The organism is Rhizobium sp. FY34, from assembly GCF_005222845.1.
Taxonomy (GTDB): Bacteria; Pseudomonadota; Alphaproteobacteria; order Rhizobiales; family Rhizobiaceae; genus Neorhizobium.
Genome location: NZ_STFZ01000011.1, coordinates 88,261 through 109,646 on the forward strand (window position 1 = coordinate 88,261; position 21,386 = coordinate 109,646).

The 21,386-nt window shown below is 58.5% G+C and carries 14 protein-coding genes; 1 reads left to right on the forward strand and 13 read right to left on the reverse strand.

The window, feature by feature from the left end; all coding sequences use genetic code 11:
- Nucleotides 1-5: 5 nt before the first annotated feature.
- The 7 genes from E8M77_RS07575 to E8M77_RS07605 all read right to left on the reverse strand — a co-directional run bounded on the left by E8M77_RS07575 (nucleotide 6) and on the right by E8M77_RS07605 (nucleotide 6,815).
- The gene (locus E8M77_RS07575; RefSeq protein WP_137130026.1) at nucleotides 6-1,070 is read right to left on the reverse strand and encodes an ABC transporter permease; all 1,065 of its coding nucleotides are present in this window, start codon (nucleotides 1,068-1,070) and stop codon (nucleotides 6-8) included.
- Nucleotides 1,067-2,614, reverse strand: coding sequence for a sugar ABC transporter ATP-binding protein (locus E8M77_RS07580; RefSeq protein WP_137130027.1), 1,548 nt, complete (start codon nucleotides 2,612-2,614; stop codon nucleotides 1,067-1,069). The genes E8M77_RS07575 and E8M77_RS07580 overlap by 4 nt, the downstream gene beginning before the upstream one ends.
- 2 nt (nucleotides 2,615-2,616) lie before the next feature.
- The gene (locus E8M77_RS07585; RefSeq protein ID WP_137130028.1) at nucleotides 2,617-3,252 is read right to left on the reverse strand and encodes a DUF2291 domain-containing protein; all 636 of its coding nucleotides are present in this window, start codon (nucleotides 3,250-3,252) and stop codon (nucleotides 2,617-2,619) included.
- Nucleotides 3,253-3,320: 68 nt separating this feature from the next.
- Nucleotides 3,321-4,262: a D-ribose ABC transporter substrate-binding protein gene (locus E8M77_RS07590; protein WP_137130029.1), complete on the reverse strand. Its 942-nt coding sequence runs from the start codon at nucleotides 4,260-4,262 to the stop codon at nucleotides 3,321-3,323.
- A gap of 84 nt (nucleotides 4,263-4,346) precedes the next feature.
- Nucleotides 4,347-5,174, reverse strand: a complete 828-nt coding sequence (locus E8M77_RS07595; protein ID WP_137130030.1) for a phosphogluconate dehydrogenase C-terminal domain-containing protein — start codon at nucleotides 5,172-5,174, stop codon at nucleotides 4,347-4,349.
- Between the two features lie 253 nt (nucleotides 5,175-5,427).
- Entirely contained in the window at nucleotides 5,428-5,811 is a 384-nt protein-coding gene (locus E8M77_RS07600; protein ID WP_137130031.1) for a branched-chain amino acid ABC transporter permease, read from the reverse strand.
- A 323-nt stretch (nucleotides 5,812-6,134) separates the two neighbouring features.
- The gene (locus E8M77_RS07605; protein ID WP_246659188.1) at nucleotides 6,135-6,815 is read right to left on the reverse strand and encodes a 4'-phosphopantetheinyl transferase superfamily protein; all 681 of its coding nucleotides are present in this window, start codon (nucleotides 6,813-6,815) and stop codon (nucleotides 6,135-6,137) included.
- 292 nt (nucleotides 6,816-7,107) lie between these two features.
- Here E8M77_RS07605 and E8M77_RS07610 point away from each other — a divergent pair, with 292 nt between their 5' ends.
- Nucleotides 7,108-7,596, forward strand: a complete 489-nt coding sequence (locus E8M77_RS07610) for an Rrf2 family transcriptional regulator (RefSeq protein WP_137130033.1) — start codon at nucleotides 7,108-7,110, stop codon at nucleotides 7,594-7,596.
- A gap of 83 nt (nucleotides 7,597-7,679) precedes the next feature.
- Here the strand turns inward: E8M77_RS07610 and E8M77_RS07615 are convergent, their stop codons facing one another.
- The 6 genes from E8M77_RS07615 to E8M77_RS07640 form a co-directional block, all read right to left on the reverse strand.
- Nucleotides 7,680-8,207, reverse strand: a complete 528-nt coding sequence (locus tag E8M77_RS07615) for an Rrf2 family transcriptional regulator (RefSeq protein ID WP_137130034.1) — start codon at nucleotides 8,205-8,207, stop codon at nucleotides 7,680-7,682.
- A 133-nt stretch (nucleotides 8,208-8,340) separates the two neighbouring features.
- The gene (locus E8M77_RS07620) at nucleotides 8,341-9,693 is read right to left on the reverse strand and encodes an MATE family efflux transporter (protein WP_137130035.1); all 1,353 of its coding nucleotides are present in this window, start codon (nucleotides 9,691-9,693) and stop codon (nucleotides 8,341-8,343) included.
- Nucleotides 9,694-9,724: 31 nt separating this feature from the next.
- The gene (locus tag E8M77_RS07625; protein ID WP_137130036.1) at nucleotides 9,725-13,111 is read right to left on the reverse strand and encodes a non-ribosomal peptide synthetase; all 3,387 of its coding nucleotides are present in this window, start codon (nucleotides 13,109-13,111) and stop codon (nucleotides 9,725-9,727) included.
- 10 nt (nucleotides 13,112-13,121) lie between these two features.
- Nucleotides 13,122-14,189, reverse strand: coding sequence for an LLM class flavin-dependent oxidoreductase (locus E8M77_RS07630; RefSeq protein ID WP_137130037.1), 1,068 nt, complete (start codon nucleotides 14,187-14,189; stop codon nucleotides 13,122-13,124).
- 39 nt (nucleotides 14,190-14,228) lie between these two features.
- Nucleotides 14,229-18,791, reverse strand: coding sequence for a type I polyketide synthase (locus tag E8M77_RS07635; RefSeq protein WP_137130038.1), 4,563 nt, complete (start codon nucleotides 18,789-18,791; stop codon nucleotides 14,229-14,231).
- Between the two features lie 41 nt (nucleotides 18,792-18,832).
- Nucleotides 18,833-21,112 (reverse strand): AMP-binding protein, encoded by a 2,280-nt coding sequence (locus tag E8M77_RS07640; RefSeq protein WP_246659168.1) that lies wholly within the window; start codon nucleotides 21,110-21,112, stop codon nucleotides 18,833-18,835.
- Nucleotides 21,113-21,386 lie beyond the last annotated feature (274 nt).

Consider the following 21,386-nt stretch of genomic DNA (forward strand, 5'->3'; position numbering starts at 1 on the left):
ACCGCTTATCCCTGTTTTGCCATCTGCATCAATGTCACGCGGGCCTGCAGCTTGCGCTGCGCCTGGTCAACCACCACGGCGATGATGATGACAAGCCCCTTGATGACCATTTGCCAGAAGGAAGACACGCCCATCATCACCAGCCCATCCGACAGAATACCGATAACAAAGGCGCCGACGATGGTTCCGCCGATTGTGCCGCGCCCGCCGGACATGGACGTACCGCCCAGAACCGCTGCAGCAATGGCGTTCAGCTCCAGGTTGGTGCCGGTTGCCGGATGGGCAGCCATCAGTTCGGACGAAATGACGAGCCCGACCAGTGCGGCACAAAAGCCCGAGAACATGTAGACGAACATCTTCACCCGATCGACGCGGATACCCGACATGCGCGATGCCCGCTCATTGCCGCCCACGGCAAAGATATGCCGCCCCAGCGGCACGAAGCGGGCGAAATAGGCAGCGCCCAGCGCCACGACCACCAGCATCCAGATCGAAACGGGAATGCCAAGTAAGGTACCGGACCCGAAAATGGCATAGCCGGTATTGCCAAGCTCCGGTTTGCCGGCAAGGTTCGGCAGGGTCTGGCCATCGGAAAACAAAAGGGCGGCACCGCGCGCCACGTAAAGCATGCCAAGCGTTGCGATGAAGGGAGCCACATTGAGGCGCGTGATCAGCAGCCCATTCAGGGCACCGATGGCAATGCCGACCACGGTGACCATAATGGCCACTTCCAGAATGTTGAAATATACGGTGTAGCCCATCGGCAGGTCGATACCGTTGAGGATGAGCCCGCCGGCAATCATGCCGCACAATCCAACGATCGACCCAACGGAAAGATCGATGCCGCCGGTGACGATGACAAAGGTCATGCCGATGGCCAGAAACGCGTTTTGCGTCGCGTGTTTCGACATCAGGATCATGTTGGCCGTGGACAGGAAGTTCGGCGCAAAGATCGAGAAGAAGATGATCACCGCGATCAGCGCGATAAAGGTTCGCAGTTTCATCACGGTCAGCAGCAGCGAGCCGCTGCTGGACGGCAAAGCCGTTGCCATGGGGGTCGCCGTCGTCATCTCGCATGCATCCTTTTGGTCTTGTGTCCCTCACTCGAGGCTTTCACGATAATGTCTTCGCTGGCATCCGCACGATCCATGACGCAGACGAGACGCCCGCTGCTCATCACCGCGATGCGGTCGGACAGGGCCATAACCTCATCGAGATCCGAGGTCGAAAACAGGATCGCCAGCCCCTCGCCGGCAAGCTTGCGCATGGTGCGGAAAACATCGGCCTTGGCGCCAACGTCGATACCCCGACTCGGCTCGTCCATCAGCAGCACTTTCGGCCCGGTCATCAGTGCCTTGCCGATCACCACTTTCTGCTGGTTTCCGCCCGACATCGAGGTCACCTCGAAAGCCGGGTTGCGTGCCTTGATCGACAGGCTGCGGATGGCATTGGCAATGGCCTCGCCTTCCAGTGCCCGGTCGATATGGAAGCCGAAACGCACGAACTGGCCAAGGCTTGCCAGCGACAGGTTTTCGGCAATCGACAGGCATTGCACCAGGCCTTCCCGCTGCCGGTCCTCGGGGATCAGTGCAATGCCATGGGCGATGCGCCCGGTCGGGTCGCGGGCCAGAAGTTCCTTGCTATCGATATAGATCCGGCCCTTCGAATGGCTGTGGCGGCCGATGATGCATTCAAACAGCTCGCTGCGCCCGGCGCCCATCAGGCCGTAGATCCCGAGGATTTCTCCCTTGCGCACCGACAGCGACACATGATCCACGGCAAGCCCGCCGCTTGCCCGTGCCAGGCTGATATCCTCAAGGCGGATGACCTCATCACCCAGCGTATGGCTGACATCCTTTGCAAAATCCTTGGCATCCGAGCCAATCATCGAACGCACGATCCAGGCGGTATCAACGTCCCTGACCTTGGCATTGCCGGTGATCTGTCCGTCCTTCAGCACGGTAATGTAATCACCGATGCGCATCAGCTCTTCCAGACGGTGCGAGATGTAGACGATGGCAACCCCTTGCGCCTTCAATTCCGCAATGACGCGAAACAGCACGTCCACTTCGGCAGCACTCAGCGCCGAAGTCGGTTCGTCAAGGATCAGGATGCGGGTATCGAGCGAGACGGCGCGGGCGATTTCCACCAGCTGCTGCTGGCCGATCGGCAGGTCTTCCACCAACGTATCGGCGGCAATGCCCGCTTCCAGCCGATCGAGAAACTCATTGGCTTTCGTCACCTGCGCTTTATGATCAATGCCGAACAGGCCGCGTGTCAGCTCGCGGGTGGCAAAAATGTTTTCGGCAACAGTCAGGTTGCCGAACAGGTTCAGCTCCTGAAACACGATACCGATACCATGGCGCACTGCATCAGTTGGTGAGGCAAGCTGGATACGCTGACCATCCATCCAGATTTCGCCCAGCGTCGGGCGCTCGACGCCGGCAATGATGCGCATCATAGTGGATTTTCCGGCGCCGTTTTCACCGACAAGCACATTGACCGCGCCGCGCCTCAGCTTCAGATCGGCTTTTTTCAGGGCGACAATGCCCGAATAGGCCTTCGTCACATCGCGCAGTTCCAGAATGATATCGTCGTTTTCGGTTTGGCCCATTATCAGCCCCCAACCGTGATCGTGACCGGCACGAATTGCGGCAGTTCGCCGGAAGACGGCTGCGGGAAGGCACCGAGCGCGTCAAGTCGCTTGCCGACCAGGCCATCGCGCGGCAGCCTTTCCAGCACGTTTGCGTTCACATAGGTGTTGAAGGATTTGCCATATTGCGCCCAGTCGATCTGGTTCTTGAATTCATTGAAATTGACGAAGCCGAGACTGTCGCGCAAGGCGGTTCCGCGAATAGCCGGACCGATTGCCACGCGCAGGTCCGGCTTGCCGTCGCCATTGATGTCTACCTCGACATAAGCGGCTCGCGATTGCGTCTCCGCCGTAACGATCCTGCCCTTCACCGTCGCCGCATAGGTCCAGGGAGCAGTACCGCCCCTTTCCTTGTGGCCGAATTTCTGGGCGGCAGCATCCGGATTGGAGGCAATCAGCGCCGTGACCTCCTCAAACGAGCCGGCGCGCTCCTTGAGGTATGGCAGCACCTTGCTCTCCCAGGAGCCGGAGACCAGCCGGTCGGGATCAAAGGCTTGGGCGGCGGCCTGCGCCTGCTGGTCAGCCGTCTTGACGAATTTGCAGCCGGTCATCGCCGCGCAAAGCGCAAAGAAGACGGCGGCAGCACGCATCTGCAACATGAATTATCCTCGCTCCATGACCAGAAAGCCCGGGACCGCTAACGGCCCCGCGCCTGTTCTATGAAGGCTCACTGGCTGAGCGCGAAGGTCTCAAGCTTCTTGGCATTGGCGGCATTGATCAGAATACAATCCATCAGCCGCTTCTCATCGGCCGGCTTCTTGCCGGTGGTGATGAATGCATGTGCCTGTTCGACGGCCAACTGCGCCTGCGCATAGGCGGGCTGCATTACGGTTGCCTTGATGCCACCGGAGAGGATGGAATCGCGCACGTCGTTCGATCCATCAAAGCCCACCACGATGACATCCTTGCGGCCTGCAGCCTGAAGTGCGGCAATCGCGCCCATGGCCATCGTATCATTGCCGGCAATCACACCCTGAATATTCGGATTTGCCTGAAGGATGGTCTCCATCTTGGAATAGCCTTCCGTTTGGCTCCAGTTGGCCGATTGCTGGGAGACCATTTTCATCTGCGGATAGTCATCGATGACGTCATGATAACCCTTGGAGCGAATGCCCGCGTTGAGATCGGCTTCGCGGCCAAGAAGCTCGACGTAATTGCCTTTCTCGCCCATCAGCTTGACGAATTCTTCAGCGCCGAGCTGGGCACCCTGGTAATTGTTGGAGACGATCTGCGACACGGCAACGCCGGTCGCATTGATCTCGCGGTCGATGAGGAATGAGGGAACGCCGGCATCCTTGGCCTTCTGCACAGCGGCGATCGACACTTCCGAGCCTGCATTGTCGAGGATGATGGCCTTCGCACCGCGACCGATCGCGGTATCGATCAGCTGCGACTGCTTGTTGCCGTCATCATCATGCACCAGAACCAGGGTCTCATAGCCCAGTTCCTTGGCCTTCTTTTCGGCGCCGACAGCTTCCGCCTTGAAGAAGGGGTTGTCGTGTGATGGCGTGATGATGGCAATGAGATTGGCGGCAAAGGCCGGCATTGCGGTCGTTGCCGCAAGGGCTGCGCCGAAAGCAACCAAAGTGAGCCTGCGTGTGAGTTTCATGTTATCCTCCCAATGAAACGTTACCCCGCTCCCCGCGAGGTCATGCACCGGCCGGAAAGGCATGACCCCCGGCCGAAATCGAGATCAGGTGATGCGGCGAATGCTGTCGGCAATTTCCTGCGGTTCGAAAACCGTCTTCCAGTCGTCGCGCATCAGGGCCGGAATGCCGAATTCGATCGCCTTGTTGCAGGCATCGGAAAACACGCCGGGCGTTTCCTCGAAAATCACGGCACCCAGAACATTCATATGACCCAGAAGAAAATCGCGCGCCGCCTCCTTTGGCACGCCGCGGGCCACGCATTCATCCATCGCCTGGCGCATCACCACCAGAAGCGAGGCGCAGACCGTTTCGGAAAGGCCCGGCTCCAGCAGGGCCATCTGTTCCACGGTAACCCGGTGCGAACGCATGACCGGTGACCAGATCACCTTGGCAATCTCCTCACCCAGCGCATAGGCCTCCTCCGGCCCCTGCATCAGGGCAGACACAATGTGCTGCTTGGCAAACAGACCGCCGAAATGATCCTTCTTGGCCTGCATTTCCGTCTCATCATTGAAGATCGGCGGATGGCAGGGATGCGTGACGAAATAGGTCAGATCCGGTCGCTCAGGAAAATGGCCGGCAAACGGAGCAGCGGCATCCAGCGCCATCACCATCATGCCCGGCATTAGTCGGTCGGCAATCGAGGCTGCCACCTTGCCAATGGCCGTATCCGGCACCGCCAGAATGACCACATCGGCACCTGCAAGCGCCATGTCGGCGGATACGCAGTCAAGTTCAAGTTCGGCTTTCAGACGCGCTTTGCCCGCCTCGCCAACCTCGACATGGCGCACGTCAAACCGTGACCCTTTGAGGTTCTTGGCAAGCCGGTAGCCCATTTTGCCCCCAGCCCCGAACAAGGCAATTGCAGTCATCGGTTATCCCTCCTCAAGGCAGCAGACTGTCGGCCAAGGCTCCTGTCCCCGACGCTGGCGCAATTTCGAATAACTGGTATGATATGTCAATAGTCACTCAACATGATAAGATAATTAACACATGACCGACACTCTCTCCGACGGATCATCCTCGTTCACTGACCATCGGTCTGCCGGGTACTCGCGAAGCTGTCATGAGCCATTTTCGCCCTTTCATCGCGGCGAATGTCCTGACAGGCCCCATATCCGACAGCTATTCGCGCAGCAGGACGTAGACGAACGCGCCGGTGATCGGGCCTTCGATTGTGCCAAGGCCGCCGATAATGACGATGAAGATCACCATGGCCGTCCAGTTCACGGAGAAGGCGCAGGCCGGGGAGATATACATGCTTGAAATGTAATGGGCGGCGCCAGCGCAGCCTGTAATCAAGGTTGCAATCGCCAACGTAGTGTAACGCACGCAGGCAACATTTACCCCCACGGCCTCTACCGCATGCTCGCCGTCGCGCACGGTCCTGAGCGCCAGACCGAAGCGGGAGCGCATCAGGATCAGGCAGACGATCACCGCCACCATCAGAACGGCTGCGGCGGCAGAATAGTTGAACGTTATCCGCCAGGAGCGATCAACCTGCCGCATGACGCTCAGGTTCAAGCATCATGTTTAGCCCCGAAATCCGCAGCTGAGATCGCGGCGAAATCAACGCCTCTCATGGCCCCGCGTGAGCCGTTGCCCTGGCTGCGGGCTTCGTATTCCAACTGACCAGGAATGCAGAAACACTTGGCACCGGCAGATTGGAGAGCTACAATGCTCTCTTCTCTTTATGAATATCGGCAGCCGGCATTGGTGCACGGGCGCTGTTTGTCACAGGACGGCGACTTTTGATAGGCGCCCAGCGCGGCAGCGACTTGGAGATGATCGTAGCGTTCGGGCTTTTGAGTGCGTAGTTCATGATAAAAAAATCAAGACAGATCCAAAATGCGCTTTAAGATGCTGACGCTGTTACAGACACAAATCTCTACCATATTTCCGTCGGTTACCGTAGCCAGAACATGTGCCGCATCGAGCTGGCGCCAGGTTCCCGACAAACGCTCGGTCGGAAGGGCCGCAACAAAGGTCTCTGAATCTGTCGTATCGATGACAACCTCGGTAAGTGGAATGGCTAGACCCGCCCCATTGGCCTTGATTGCGGCCTCCTTTGCCGTCCACCTTTTCAAGAATCCGATGTTCTTCACGTCCATCGGCGCCATGATCGCCGAGGAGATTTCCTGCCAGAAATCGTCCTCTCTCTCAGATTCGACATCAACACCTATACGGCCGGTCCACGAAAGCGCGACGGCAACCCAGTCCCCCCCATGCGACAGATTGAAATCCAACGGGCCGGCGTTTAACAGGAAAGGCTTGCCGCCTGCTGCGCGCGCAAAATGCAGGTCTGCGGTTGCCTTTCCGACAACTGCACCGATCAGTATGCGCTTGAGCACATGCGCCGCCTGGAAGCGGAGACTATCCTCCAACTGATGGAAGCGTTGCGCCTGGGCCTGCTCCGCTTCATTGAGAAACGCTGCCGGATCGTAGACGGCAAGAATGTCCAAGACAGGAATTGCGACAACAATATCGGCTCCGGCCTCGCATTTGTTGAACATTTTCAAGTTTCGCTCACACCATCAAACTCATGGCAAAATCTCTCTTGGAAAAAAAGCTCTTGAGCTGCCATTTCACAGCAGACAGTGCCGGCCGTCATTCTTCTCACCTCTCACGACAACAATCGTCGCGGTTTCTGTGGCAGCGATAGTGAACCTTCAACACCAGATTCCCGAACCCGGTGTCCATCACAATATTTTTTCACGGCAAAGTCCCAAAGAACCGAGCCTGCTCGTCTAAACCAAAAAGAGGCAATTCGAATGCTTCCTTTCTCGGTTTGAGGAGACCCATCTGATGTATCTGACAAGGGAATCAGAGATCGCCATCGGCATCCTTACGAGCTTTGTCCATGAAGCAGAAGAAGCTCATACGACCAGAAAACTGGCGCATCGGCTGGGGATCACGAAAGAACATGCTGCCAGAGTGATCGCCCTTCTCGTGAGAAACGGTCTGCTACAGAGCAGGCGCGGGCGGACCGGCGGAATTGTTCTCAATGTGGACCCGGAAAGTCTTTCCGTCGGAGCGATCCTGCGGGCAACGCAGCCAGCTATCGTCAGAGGGCCGCGCACACGCAATGCCAATCCTTCCGGAACGTCAGGCATTTTCCACATGCTCGCGGAAGCAACATCCGAATATTTCATTGAACTTGCAGACACCTGCAAGATTACGGATGTCACCCCGACAAAGCTCAGCACTTCAAAGTGTCATAGCCAAGGACTGGCGCCACGTAAGCCTTCAGAGGCAGAGATCGAACGAAACGTCGCGCCTTCGACTTCTCTTTAGAACCCCTGCTCAATAGGCAAAATGCCGATGCGGAAGACGAGAGCGGCGCAGATCCAGCCATTGCTTGAAGGAATGCGCCGGTCCTAGAGAGGGTTTCGATAGGCAGGCTGTCTGGCGATCGATGGTATCGGCTGATCGTCATCTGTCATGGACATCGCAGCCTGATGGCGGGATGCCAGCAGGCCGCAATCCAGACAACTGACATGGACATTGCTCTCTGGCGCAATCAAGTCGGCAATCGTGAAGCGATCAAGAAGGCGGGCAAAGAAAGACGATGTTGTTGAGACGATGCGACCAAGAAATGCTTCGGCCTCCGACTGATGCAATGAGAGATTGCCTTCACCTTCCCCAAGCAATTCGGGCTGCATCAGCCGCAGCACCTCGGTCAGCTTCACCGTTTCCGGTTTCCTTGCCAGTTTCAGGCCGCCTCCAGGGCCTCGTTCGCTCACCAGCAGACGATTGCGCGTCAGCAAAGCGACAACCTGATAGGTGTGATCTTTCGTAGAGCCAATTTCCTGCGAGACCTTTTGAACCGATACGATTTCAGTCCCCTGTCTCGCGCATACGGCCAATATGCCAAAGGCGATTTCAGTCTGCCGTTTCAGATGCATCGTTTATGAAAGTCCTCATGACGAGTGTTGGGGTCGCCAGTCCGACACTTACACCAGGGTTTTGCATAGCTCCATTCAATTGTTGCAGAGCTATAGAGCAGGCCTCCGGCATCCGGGATGGATTATCCTGCCTTTATTCCCTTGCCTCGCGGGAGAGCCAGCGATGGAGGAACAGGCATCCCTTTAAGGTTTCCTCGATAATCAGCGACCACCATACGCCCGTCACTCCAAGATTCAAAAAACTGCAGAAGAACCACGCCATGGGAAGGCCGAGGCCCCATGTCACAGTCAGGCTGACGACGACCGGCCAACGAACATCTCCCACGGCCCGCAGCGATTGAAACAGGATCGTATTGAATGACAGTCCGGGCTGAATGAAGATCGTCAGGAACAGCAGGCTGCCGCACAATCCAACAATCGCCGGATTATCGGTAAACAACCGGGCATAAGGAACCGATGCGAGCCAGATCAGTGTGGCGAGCCCGGTTGTCACGATCGCTGCCAGGCTCGCTGACCGAAGAGCCTGACTGGTCGCCGCTTGAAGCTTCCCTTCCCCGAACCGGTAGCCGATCAGAACCTCGTTTCCCTGACTGATGGCCATAACGACAACGATCAGAAACGACATGGCGAGCATCGTATAGGTGCGCCCCAGCACGGCCTCGACGCCGAATCCGGCAACCAGTCCCAGCAGGATGATCTGGTAAAAGCTGTAAGCAATGTAATCGGTCACGCTTGGCAGAGCGATTGCGATCATCCGACGGGCCGTGGCCAGACGCGCAATCGTATCGGCAAGCGAAAAGCGCAAGCCGAGTTTACGCACAAGAACCGGCGTCAGAACGGACGCCGTCAGCAGGCGAACGCTCAAGGTGCCGATTGCCGCCCCAGTCACGCCCATGCCTGGCAGAGGACCGGCTCCCAGAACGAGAACCCATTCGGCAAGCAGATAAAAGGCCGACACTCCGACCCCGAAGGCCAGGATCAACCGGCTGTGGCCGAATGCACGCAGACAGGCCAGACCGGCAGCAATGAAACCATTGAACACCATGCCAACCGCGACAATGTTCAGGTAGAGGCCTGCTTCATCATTCAGAGAAGTCGATCCCGCCAGCAGTTCAAGCACGAAGGGACCCGCAACGATCAGTGACAGACCAAGCGCCACGCCGACAAGCGTGTTTGTCAAGAGCGCCACCGCCACCACCTGCCGCGCCGCCTGCACCTCTCCCCGACCGAGATGCCGGGAAATGACGATGACTGCACCAATACCGATCAGCCCAGACAATTCAAACGCGATCACCAGAACCTGTTTGGCAACCGCGACGGCGGCGGCCGCTTCAGCCGAATAGGCGCTTATGATTGCCGTATCAGCCAGATTGACGAAGAAGCTCAGCAGCGAATGAAGCAGGAGCGGAAAACTCAGTTGGAATAGGGTGGGCTTTCCGTGCGTGTTGATATCTTCTGTGCCGGCGGTTGCGGCGCCCTGTTCCATGGTTGTTGTCCTGATCATGTTCATGGACAGGTCAGGCGAAATTGCCTGACCTGATGCGCCGCTGCAATTGCCGTTCACGCCCCTGCACTCTGGTATCGCTTCGCCCACGCGCACTCTCCGATGGCGCGGCTTTGCCCTGCTGTAGATCCATGATGTGGCCAGCCAGCGTTTGCAATGTCGGGAAACGGAAGAAATCCGTGACGTCCAGCTCGACGCCAAGAGCATCGCGCACCCTGGCAGGCATGGCGACGATCAGAAGGGAATCGCCTCCCAGCTCGAAAAAATTGTCGCTGACGCCAATATCCTCGCGCTTCAGCATCTTTTTCCAGATGTCGTGCAATGCCTGCTCGACCCGGTTTCCCGGAGAGCTGATTTCAGAAGCCGCCCTCTCGGAGCGATCCGGCAGCGGCAAACGCTTGCGATCCACTTTGCCATTCGCATTCATCGGAAACTCTTCCAAAAGGATGAAATGCGAAGGCACCATATAACGCGGCAAGCGTGCCGAGAGCGCCCTGCTGAGCCTTATGCCCATGGCACCCTTGTCGATCTTGCCGGATCGATCTTCAAGCAGAACGTAGGCCAGAAGCTGCTCCTTGTTCGCATCGAGCAGAACGAGGACCTGGTCGACACCATCTTCTTCCTGAAGCAGACTTTCGATTTCTCCAACCTCGATGCGATAACCGCGCAGCTTGATCTGGAAGTCGGTTCGTCCGACGAATTCCAGAGTGCCGTCCGGCCGGCGTACGACGAGGTCACCCGTCTTGTAAAGCCGGGAGCCCGGCGTGACTGTGCGGTCATAGGGATCGGGAACGAATTTTTCGGCCGCAAGCGCCGGCCGGTTCCAGTAGCCTCGGCTCAGGCTTATGCCACCAATGTGCAGCTCTCCCGGCACGCCGTCGGGAACAGGATCCATATAGGCGTCGAGGACGAGGAACGAAGTGTTATCCAGACGGCCGCCAATCGGCACTTTGCCGCTTCTGGAATGCACTTCATCCACCAGCAATGCACCCGCCCAGATCGTTGTTTCGGTCGGGCCATAGACATTCCAGAGGGAACCGATCTTTTGAATAAGCCGGCCGGCGAGTTGCGCATCGAGGGCCTCGCCACCGCAGAGCCCAGTGAGAGAATTTTTTCCCTCCCAGCCACTGTCCAGCAGCATTCGCCACGTAGCAGGGGTCGCCTGAAAATGCGAAATATCATACTCGCCTAGCGTCCTTCCCAGCTTATCGGGCTGAAGCAAGAGATCCGGTTCGCGCATGACGCCTGTGGCGCCGACGCTGAGTGGCCAGAGCATCTCCAGAACGGAGATGTCGAATGCCGGCGTCGTCACCGAAAGCATTCGGTCTCCAGCCCCTATACCGGGGTGGCGCGCCATTGACTGGAATTGATTGAGCAGGCCCCGATGTGTAATCGGCACTCCCTTGGGCCGCCCGGTGCTGCCGCTCGTATAAAGGATATAGATGTCACTATTATCCGGCATTGCCGGAAGCTCGGCATCAGGCTGGTTCTCAAGGAAATGAACAGGATCAATGCAGGCAATACCGGGAAAAAGTCCCGCATCATTCGTCAGAACCAGAGCCGCTGCGGCATCCTCCAGCACGTAACCGATCCTGTCTGCGGGGTGACGCGGATCGATCGGAACATAAACCGCACCGGCCTTTATGATCGCAAGGAAAGATAGGATGCCGCTCGCCTGCCCCGGCAATGAAACGGCCACTCGCATTCCCGGCTTAACCGGCCGGTCGAGCGTCAAAAGCGCCCTTGCGAGATTATCCGATGCCTCTTCGATTTGACTGTAAGTCCAGCTCCTATCCGCGCACTCAATAGCAATCTTCTCGGGATGAAGACGTGCCGCGCTGCTTATAAGGTCATGCACACAATTGACCGGCAGAGGCCGTGCCACGAGCGCGCCCGACGACAGCAGTCCTTCGCGCTCTCCGGCGGAGATGTAATCAAAGGTGGGCAGAAGCGCATCAGGGGAAGCAAGGACCGACCGCAGCAGGTTTTCAAAATGCTCCAGCAGCCGCTCCATTCGCACCGCCTCGAACCGACCAGACCGGTACTCGACGGTGACAAGCGCACCCGATGCGCGTTCCATGATCATCCAGCTCATGTCGAGCTTTGCTTCCGCAACAGGTACGGCTTCCTGCACTACCCGCAGGCTGGAATTGCCCAGATCGAAGCCCTGCGCATTCTGCTGCCTGTAGCCCTGGGTCTGGACCTGAAAGGAGATCTGGAAGGGCGAATTCTCCACCCCTTCGCGATTGCTGCCCAGCACATCCATCAGTTCCGCAAAGGGGTAGTCCTGATGTTCCAGGGCATTGGCGAAGTCGTCCTGTACACGTCTCGTCCAGTCCCGAAAGGACAGGGCGGGGCTGAGATCGTTGCGCAACACGATCGTATTGGTGAACAGGCCAATCAGCCCTGCCATATCGGGATCGGTGCGACCGGCAACGGGCACGCACACTGCAAGGTCCCTGCGACCGGTATAGCGGTGGTGCAAAAGCTGGAAAACGGCGGCAAACACCACAAAGGTCGTCGTGCCGAGTTTGGCGGCCAGACCCGACACGTCCGCCATCAGATCCTGCGAAATCTCCTTGACCAGCGTCTCGCTGGCCATGTCCGCCGTTTCATGGCGGGGATAGTCTGCCGGAAACTCCTGCGGCTCAAGGCTTTGCAGCCGGTTGACCCAGTATTGCTTTTGCCGCTCATAATCCTTCGTGCCGGACCATTTTTGCCTGGCGCGGACAAAGTCGCTATAGGATCGCGGCAAGGGATCAAGGACCGGTTCCCGACCGTTCGCCACAGCAGCGTAACACAACGAAAATTCGCGCATCAGAATGCCGCGGGACCATCCGTCGGCGACCGTGTGATGCAAGACGAATACGAGAATATGCTCGTTTTCTCCAAGCTGCAGAAGATGGGTACGCATCAGCGGCGCTTTGGAGAGATCGAAAGGTGTGCGGGCGATCCGGCCTATCGCATCGTCGCAATCGAAAGCAGACATGTTCCGGCAATCGGAAATGACGAGTTCGGGCGCCATATTGCCGTGAACCTGCTGCCAGGGCCTTGCCTCTTCAAGCGGAAATGCCGTTCGCAGCGGTTCATGCCGCGCGACAAGAATTTGAAGCGTGCGGATGACGGCGTCGTGGTTCAACGGGCCTTCAATATGCCACCGGAACGGAATGACATAGGCCGAACTTTCCGGGAAGATCTTCTGCTGGAGCCAGAAATGCATCTGCGCTGGCGTCAACGGCAACCGCCCGGCAACACTGCCGACATCGCCATCATCCTGCGCAATTTCGTGCCAGGACATGCCGCGCGCTTCCAGCTGCGAACGCAGCCGTGCCCGCTGCTCGGGGTCAAGATTTGCGATGCGGGTACGCAATAGGGCAATTGTCTCGGCATTCGACATCATCGCAAATCCTTCAGACCGCTATGGCAATGCGCATCGGCGGACGGTTCGCTTCCACGAGTTTCAGCAGAAATGGCAGGCTGCCCATGACGAGGTCATAATCCTGGACGAAATCGATCAGGCAGGCGATTTCATCGACCCCCATCTCCGCCAATGTTTCGACCGTCGACTGGCAGCTTTCTGGCGTGCCGATCAGAGACCTGCCTTTCATGAAGCCCTCAATGCCGAATTCGATCAGGCTGTCGAGGTCGTCATCGCTGAAATTATCAAGCGTTATGTCAACGCCCATGCTCCGCCCCAGACCTTCGAGCAGATGATAATGTGTGCGAAGATAGTCTCCGAAAGGTTTGGTAACATTTGATTTTACTTTTCCGGCATCGTCGCCCAGAAACGTGTGAACCATCATACTGACGGTTCCCGCCGCCGGATCGTGCCCATGCTTTTCCCGCGATTTGCGGTAGGCCTCGATCTTCGGCGCAAGCGATTGTGTCGTCTCACCGAGCAGGGCCGTCAGAACATTGAGACCGCGGCGGCCTGCCTCGATGAACGTTTCCGTAGACTGGCATGCAACCCAGAAGGGGATGCACGACTGCACGGGCCGCGGCAGGGTTCTTGCCTCAACGATGTTGCCGTCCGCATCCTCGAATGCGACCGCCTCGCCGGCCAGAAGCCGGGTGATCTGTTCATAGGAGCGCCACATGGTGCTGCGGCGGTTCCCGTGCGGCTCCTTCGAAAAGACGAATTCATCTTTCGTCCAGCCGGCCGCAATCGCGATGCCTGCCCTGCCGCCGGAGAGATTGTCAACGACCGCCCATTCCTCCGCCACGCGCGCGGGATGATGCAGGGCGGCAACGACGCTACCGGCTCTCAATTGCACCTTGCGCGTGACCATCGCCAGCGCGGCACTCACGATCGAGGGATTGGGGTAAAGACCACCAAATGCGTGAAAATGCCGTTCCGGCACCCATAGGGCTTCGAGGTCATTTGCATCCGCAAACTGAGCGCTGTCCATCAACAGACGATAGTTTTCCTGACCCGGACGCGATCCGTCACCGTCAAAGTAAAAAAGGCTGAATTTCATCAGAATGATCCCGATTGTGTATGAGCGTTATCGGCGTCTTCACCGACCGGCCTCGACCTCATCAAGCATCAAGGCAAGGATATCCGCCTCTTGGCTGCGGGCGTCGAGACCCTCCTGAATGACCCTGGCAAGGCCGGCGGCCGTCGGTGCATCGAAAAGCAGGGCTCGCATTGGAATTTCAACGTCGAAGCGCTTTCGAAGCCTGGCGACGACCTGGATGGCGAGCAGCGAATGCCCCCCGAGTTCGAAGAAATTATCGGCGACGCCGATGCCATTTATCCCCAGAAGCTCCGCCATGATGGCCACGACCTCTTCCTCAAGCGGTCCCTGCGGCGCGGCATAGGCGGCCGATACACCGCTTCGGGCGGATTTATGGCTGTTGTCCGTGGCGCCATCGGTCCCCTGAACATCCGCTGCCGGACGGTTTTCGAGATCATAGGGCGTCACCACGATTGACGCCGGAGAAGCCTCAGAAAGGACCAGCGCCGTGACCTGCCAGACCTCTTCCGGGGTTATTTCCCTGTGGGCCGTCTGGCCAGCCTCCGTCGCATGGACCGACGCGCAGGCATCCCAGTTGACGGATTTCCAGACCGGGCCGGATCCCGGTCGTTTCGCGGAGACGAAGGCATCCAGATAGGCGTTTTCAGCGGCGTAATGACCAAGCCCCGTGCCGCCAACGATCGATGAGAGCGACGACTGGACGAGCACGAAAATGCCGCTGCGCTGCCCCAGAACGCGATCAAGAGCGTCAATGGTGCCGGATTTTACGGCTTGAAGGCTTTTGGTGTCGAAGTTTTCACTGCTTAGCAGTCCGAAATACTGGTCACCCATCGCGGCTGCGTGGAAAACACCCTTCACCGCGCCGAGACTTGTCTCCGCTTCCTCCAGCGAGGACCGAAGCCATTGCGCATCGCTGATATCACCGGAAAAGAGAAGGAAGTCCTTTCCAGGTGTCCCGAGCGACCGGAGCGTCTGGATGAAAAGGCTGACCGGATGGCGGGGGCTGTGGGATGCAAGCCAGCGCTCCCAGTCCGGCACAAGCGGAATTCCCGCGCGACCTGCCAAAATGACTTTCGCCCCCGACTTGAGAAGGGCGCGGGCATAGACGAGCGCCAGCCCTCCCAGAAGTTCGCCTAGGACCAGATAGGTTTCGCCGGGCTTTGCAACAGCACCGTCTGCCGCACCGCTGAGTTCGACCCGCTCATGGGAGAGCGCAAACAAAATGCCGTCGCGAAGCGCATAAATGTGTTCGCCTTCGACAAAGGGGGAGCATATGACGTGCCGCAGGGATTTTGCGTCATCTGCGTTCGGCAGTCCCTGAAGATCAATGCTGCGGCATGACAATCCGGGCAGTTCTTGCCCCAGCATGCGCGTGAGCCCGTTGATCCTGGCCTTGGCCGGTTCGACACCATCGGCGGCAAAAATCCCGTGCATGGACCTGCCGATGAATGTCACGTCCGGGCGTTGGCTGCCACCGGCAAGCGTTCGCGCAAGAGCAAGCGCAAACTTCCAGGCAGCGTCCGGCAGGTCCGCATCCGCCAAGCCAAAACCACTGATGATCTGATCCGGCGTCCAATTCCTTTTGGCGAGATCATCGAACACAGCACGGAGATGCTCGGCGCTCGCCGGATCAATTGTATAAGCTTTCTCCAAAGCACTGAATGCCGCTCCCTCACGCACAAGAACCGCATCGATGCCGTCTGGAATGTCGAAAAGAGCCTGCGCACCGAAAACGAGCCAGCGGCCTCGCGCGCTGGACGCAGCCCCGATCTTGAGCGGTCGTGTCTTCCACATGGCCTGATGGAACCATTCGGCCATCGGCCTGTGACTCGCAGGAACAGCCACATCCTGCCGATGTGTGGGCGGCGCGATCCAGCATGATTGCCGCTCAAAGTGATAGCCGGGCAAACCGACACGGCGACGCGGCGATCCGTCGTAAAGCGCCTCCCACTGGATATCTATGCCCGCCAACCAGAGCTGTCCGAACGCCAGCAGCGCGTGGTCGGCCGCGTCAGACGTTGCGGCAAGATCCGGCAATGACGTCACGATGCGGCAATCTTCATTCGCTTGCTGACGCGCTAGCCTTGAAAGCGTGGAGCCTGGCCCGACCTCCAGCAGAACGGGCGACGGAAGCTCGAGAATATGTTTGATACCCTCGCTGAAATTGACCGCCCTGCGAAGATGTTCGGCCCAATAGGCGGGATCTCGAGCCTCGTCCGCCCGCAGCCATTTGCCCGATAGATTGGACATCACATCGATTGCCGGCGCAGAGAGATCGATGCCCTCGATCAGGCCTGTAAACTCCTCAAGAATGGGCTCCATAGCCGCGCTGTGAAACGCATGGGATGTTCTGAGTGGCCGGCACCCAACACCGTCTTTCTCCAGGCGTTCGGCAAAACTCTGCAGAAGCTGAGTATCGCCAGCGACAACGCAATTGCCCGGCCCGTTCACCGCGGCGATTTCCAGCCGCTCGTCCAGCCTGGCACGGAGATCGGCCTCAGGCAGCATGACAGACAACATTCCGCCAGGCGTGCAAGCCTGCATCAACCGCCCCCGCGCCAGCACGAGGAACATGGCATCCTTCAGGGAGAAAACACCAGCGAGGCAGGCGGCGACATATTCGCCAACGCTGTGGCCAATCATGGCCCGCGGCTGCAAACCCTTTTGCATCCACATTCTGGCCAGCGCATATTCAACAGCAAAGAGCGCAGGCTGGGCACGGTCGGTGCGGTCCAGTCCCGCATCAGAGGCATCCGCCGCTGCAAGAAGCAAAGCCCGCAGTCCAAGATCGTCCGGTATCAATGACAGGCATTCATCCAGCGCAACCCGAAAGTGTTCTTCCCGCTCATAGAGCGAGCGGGCCATTCCGACATGCTGGCTGCCTTGGCCTGGGAACATGAAGACCAGACTTGGATCATGCGGCGGGATCTGGCCTGTGGCGAAACCGGGTCCGGAGGCGGCTTTCAGTCTCTCGGAAGCGTCGGATAGCGACGCCGCAACCATGATGGAACGATGACTGAAGGTCTCGCGACCCGTCTGCAGCGTATAGGCCACATCGGCAAGCGATACACCTTCATTGTCTCCAATTTTCGCGAGCGCATCCGAAAGGGATGATTGCATTGCCGCGAGCGATGCGGTCGAACGCGCCGAGAGCGGCAGCAGAACTGCCCGTGCATCACCCTCTGCCGGTTCCTGTCGCTCAGGTGCTTCCTCTATGATCACATGGGCATTGCTGCCCCCCATGCCGAAAGCGCTGATGGCGGCACGGCGCGGCCTGCCGGCATCGGCTCTCCAGTCGGACTTGCCTGCCACCACCCGAAAGGGACCGCTTTCAAAATCGCAGGCGCTGCTGGGCGTCGTAAAGTTGCCACTTGCGGGCAGGCATTCATGCCGCAAGGCAAGGACAGTCTTGATGAGCCCGCCAATACCGGCTGCGGCATCCATATGCCCGACATTTCCCTTGAGCGAGCCGATAAGGCAAGTCCGGCCTTCCGCACGAAGCGACGGCCCGTAAATACGGTTCAGAGCAGTCAGTTCAATCGGATCGCCGATCGCGGTTGCGGTTGCGTGTGCTTCAACATAATCCACCGCAGAAGGAGCGATGCCCGCATTGGCCAGCGCTTTTTTGAGAACCGAAGCCTGACCTTTGACGCTCGGAGCCGTCAATCCGACCTTGGATCTGCCGTCATTTCCGATCGCCGACCCGGCAATGACGGCATAGATCGTATCGCCGGCCGCCTTCGCATCGCCAAGACGCTTCAGGATCACCACACCAACGCCATTGGTAAATATGGTGCCGTTCGCGCACGCATCGAATGGCCGGCATTGGCCATCGGGAGCACCTATGCCACCCGCCTCATAAAGATAACCGGCAGGTTTGGGCTGGCCGACCGAGACCGCGCCGGCCACCGCCATCTCGCACTCACCCGAAAGCAATGCCTGAGCGGCAAGATGCACCGACACCAGGCCGGTGGCGCAGGTTGCCTGAACGCCCACACTCGGACCATCAAGATCAAGATGGTAAGCAACACGCGATGCGATCATGCCGGAAACATTGCCGAGCCCCGCCTGCAGCGGCGCCACGCTGTCGCGCAGGGACGGGTCGGAATGGATATGGGTGAAATGATAATTCAGCGAACCGCCGGCATAGACACCCGTGCGGCCCCGGCTCTTTCCGCTCCCATAACCGGCATGTTCGAGCGCATTCCAGGCGCACTCCAGAAACACCCGCTGCTGAGGGTCGAGCAATTGTGCTTCTCTTGGAGCATATCCGAAAAAACCGGCATCAAAAGCGGTCGGATCGCTGAAGCCGCCCCAGACCCTGACATAGTCAGGCTGTCCCGACAATTGCGGGTCGACACCGGCACTTTCGAGATCGGCATCCGTTACCGCCGTCAATCCCGAGCCGCCATCGGCAAGCAACCGCCACAAACCGTCAATGTCATCGGCACCGGGGAAACGACCTGCGAGCCCGATAATCGCGACGCGCTCATCCTGACGTTTCTGGAAAGTCTCCAGACGCTGGCGAGCATCCCGCAATATAGCGAACAATGCCGCCTGATCGGGCTGACTGCCGACCCCAGCCTGTTGGTTTACGTTCATCGGCGATGGCTCCGATCATCGATTGCATGAAAAGCGTGAGATTAGTGGCGGCCTGTTCCGGCCTGCAGAAGTGACGAAAGGGCAGCCAGTTCGGACGACAGGTCGCTTTCGTCCAGTGGTTCGTCCGGCGGGCAATTCTGCGCCGGCTTTTCCTGCACTTGCGCCGTCACGTCGCCGTGGAGGAGATCGCTGCACACATGCTCCACCAGAGCATCAATCGTCGCATGCTCGAAAAACAGCGTCGGATGCGTTCTTGCACCCAGTTGACGCTCCAGCGTTCCGGCAAGGCCGACAAGCGCCACAGAATCCAGTCCCAGATCAAAAAAACCGGCATTTGCAGCAGGCAGGGTTCCGGCGGGAAGACGCGAGAGCCATGCGACTTCCTCCCTGATCCATTGCCGAAGCAGGATCGGATAACGGGAGCGGTCCACCTGAGCCAGTTGTTGCGCCCAGTCTGCCACCGCATCTGGCTCGGCAACCGGCGTGAAACTCGCCTGCGGTGCAGCCTCCCACCGCTCGACAACCTTGAGATTGCCGTTCAGCAGATCCTGGCGGCAGGCAAAACGCCGCACCTTGCCGCTTGGCGTGCGCGGCAGGCTGCCTGGGCGGATGAGGACGATGAGGGCAAGCTTGAGCTTGTGAACACGGGAAATGGAGCCGCGAATGGCTTGCAGCACGGCTTCGGCGTCCAGATTGCGCAAGCCGTCACGCGTGAGTTCACAGACGAGACCGACCTGCTCCTCTCCATCCACATCAAGCGCGAAAGCGCCAGCCCGCCCCTGTGCGAGTGCAGCATGAGAAGAGAAGGCCGTCTGCTCAATATCCTCCGGGTGATGGTTCTGCCCGCGAATGATAATGAGATCCTTAAGGCGGCCCGTAATGAAATATTGCCCCTCATGGCGAAAGCCGAGATCGCCCGTCCGGCGCCAGCCACCCTCACCTGCTATGTTCTGGTCGAAGCTTTCCGCACTTGCTTTCGCTCTCGCCCAGTAACCGGGAGTGACATTCGGGCCGCGGACCCACAATTCGCCGACCTGCCCATCGTCCAGCAACCGGCCCTCCTCGGGCTGCATGACAGTAATCTCGATATCGGCTCCAGGACGACCGCAGGCCGCCAGTTCGATTGCATCATGCTCGGCCGCAGCAGCGGCAAGAGGCAGCGCACGTCCCTGTTTCGCCAGCGTTTCACGCTCGAAACACCGCAAATATGGCGGATCGGACGGAGCATTTCCGGTTAGGAAAAGCGTGGCTTCCGCCTGGCCATAGCAGCAGTAGAAGGCTTCATGCCGGAAGCCATGGCCTGCAAACAGGGCACTGAAGCGCCTCAGCGTTTGCGGGCGCACGGGCTCAGCACCATTATAGGCGATCCGTATCGTGGAGAGATCAAGCTGCGCGGCGCCTTCTGCACTGTAGCGATCGGCGCAATGCTCATAGGCGAAATTCGGCCCGCCGATGATGGTCGCCCTGTTTTGCGTCGCAAGCTCAAGGAACCGCAGTGGCCGCCTGAGAAAGCTGGCAGGCGCCATGATCGACACCGGAAATCCGTTGAAGATCGGCGACAGGATGCCGTCGATCAGCCCCATATCGTGATAGTGAGGCAACCACGTCGCAGACCGATCCTCGGGGCCATAGTGAAATGCAAGGCTGATCTGCCGCAGGTTGGCCATCAGGTTGGCATGGGTGACCATGACGCCTTTCGGATCGCTGGTCGAACCGGATGTATATTGCAGAAATGCAATCCGGCTTCCGTCGAGAACGGCAGGTACGCCTGTTGAAGGCGTTAGATCGTGCAGCGGCACGGTGGGATCGGCGCCTGACGGCGCAAGGCAAAATCCGTGGCCGACAGCCCTTTGCAGCGGCTCAAGAAGCTCTTTCAATTCAGCAGCGCAAACAATTCCCGAGATGCCGGCGTCTTTAGCAATATGCAACCATCGGTGTATTCCTTCATTTCTCCGCGGCGCCGGGACAGGAACCGGAACAGCACCGGCATGCAGACATCCGAGAAAGGCCGCGATGAAGGCGAGACCAGGAGGATACACGATAAGGACCCGGCCGCCCTGCCCGAAGAGACCCGTCCTGGAAACCTCAGCAGAAACAATCTTAACGCGAGAATTCAACTCACCCCATGACCAGCCATCACTTCGGCATTCACCAATTGCCCCTGGGTCATCTGGATAAAAACGGAAAGCCTCATCCGTCGGCCGGGCGGCGGCCATATCCTCAAGCCTATGTATTATAGTTATAAAATCCCGTCCTCCAGATGGCCTTCGAGCGAACATAGGTATGATCTGCATCAGAAAAAACTCCTGGCGTCGAGCCATCAACACTCGCGATGTGCAATCATAGAATGGCACCCATCCTGACTACCAACACTCACTCGCCAGCAGCAGGCCTCGCTGCCCGCTGCGTCTCGATGACAACAATTACCTCTTGCATATAATTCTTGATTCCCTTAGTCAAGAATAAGAAATTGAAATTGACGACCGGCTTCAGGCAGCTGAAAATGCAATTATTAGTTGTTTCATCCATGAGAAATCTGCTGCGCACGGACGGCCAGGAAAGGCAAGCCGCTCGCTCTCCGGATCGCGTGAAGCT

Excerpts from the sequence above, each read along its gene's own strand:
- E8M77_RS07575 (WP_137130026.1), bottom strand. The coding sequence starts at position 1,070 with ATGACGACGGCGACCCCCATGGCAACGGCTTTGCCGTCCAGCAGCGGC.
- E8M77_RS07580 (WP_137130027.1), bottom strand. The coding sequence starts at position 2,614 with ATGGGCCAAACCGAAAACGACGATATCATTCTGGAACTGCGCGATGTG.
- E8M77_RS07585 (WP_137130028.1), bottom strand. The coding sequence starts at position 3,252 with ATGTTGCAGATGCGTGCTGCCGCCGTCTTCTTTGCGCTTTGCGCGGCG.
- E8M77_RS07590 (WP_137130029.1), bottom strand. The coding sequence starts at position 4,262 with ATGAAACTCACACGCAGGCTCACTTTGGTTGCTTTCGGCGCAGCCCTT.
- E8M77_RS07595 (WP_137130030.1), bottom strand. The coding sequence starts at position 5,174 with ATGACTGCAATTGCCTTGTTCGGGGCTGGGGGCAAAATGGGCTACCGG.
- E8M77_RS07600 (WP_137130031.1), bottom strand. The coding sequence starts at position 5,811 with ATGCGGCAGGTTGATCGCTCCTGGCGGATAACGTTCAACTATTCTGCC.
- E8M77_RS07605 (WP_246659188.1), bottom strand. The coding sequence starts at position 6,815 with ATGTTCAACAAATGCGAGGCCGGAGCCGATATTGTTGTCGCAATTCCT.
- E8M77_RS07610 (WP_137130033.1), top strand. The coding sequence starts at position 7,108 with ATGTATCTGACAAGGGAATCAGAGATCGCCATCGGCATCCTTACGAGC.
- E8M77_RS07615 (WP_137130034.1), bottom strand. The coding sequence starts at position 8,207 with ATGCATCTGAAACGGCAGACTGAAATCGCCTTTGGCATATTGGCCGTA.
- E8M77_RS07620 (WP_137130035.1), bottom strand. The coding sequence starts at position 9,693 with ATGGAACAGGGCGCCGCAACCGCCGGCACAGAAGATATCAACACGCAC.
- E8M77_RS07625 (WP_137130036.1), bottom strand. The coding sequence starts at position 13,111 with ATGATGTCGAATGCCGAGACAATTGCCCTATTGCGTACCCGCATCGCA.
- E8M77_RS07630 (WP_137130037.1), bottom strand. The coding sequence starts at position 14,189 with ATGAAATTCAGCCTTTTTTACTTTGACGGTGACGGATCGCGTCCGGGT.
- E8M77_RS07635 (WP_137130038.1), bottom strand. The coding sequence starts at position 18,791 with ATGAACGTAAACCAACAGGCTGGGGTCGGCAGTCAGCCCGATCAGGCG.
- E8M77_RS07640 (WP_246659168.1), bottom strand. The coding sequence starts at position 21,112 with ATGGCTCGACGCCAGGAGTTTTTTCTGATGCAGATCATACCTATGTTC.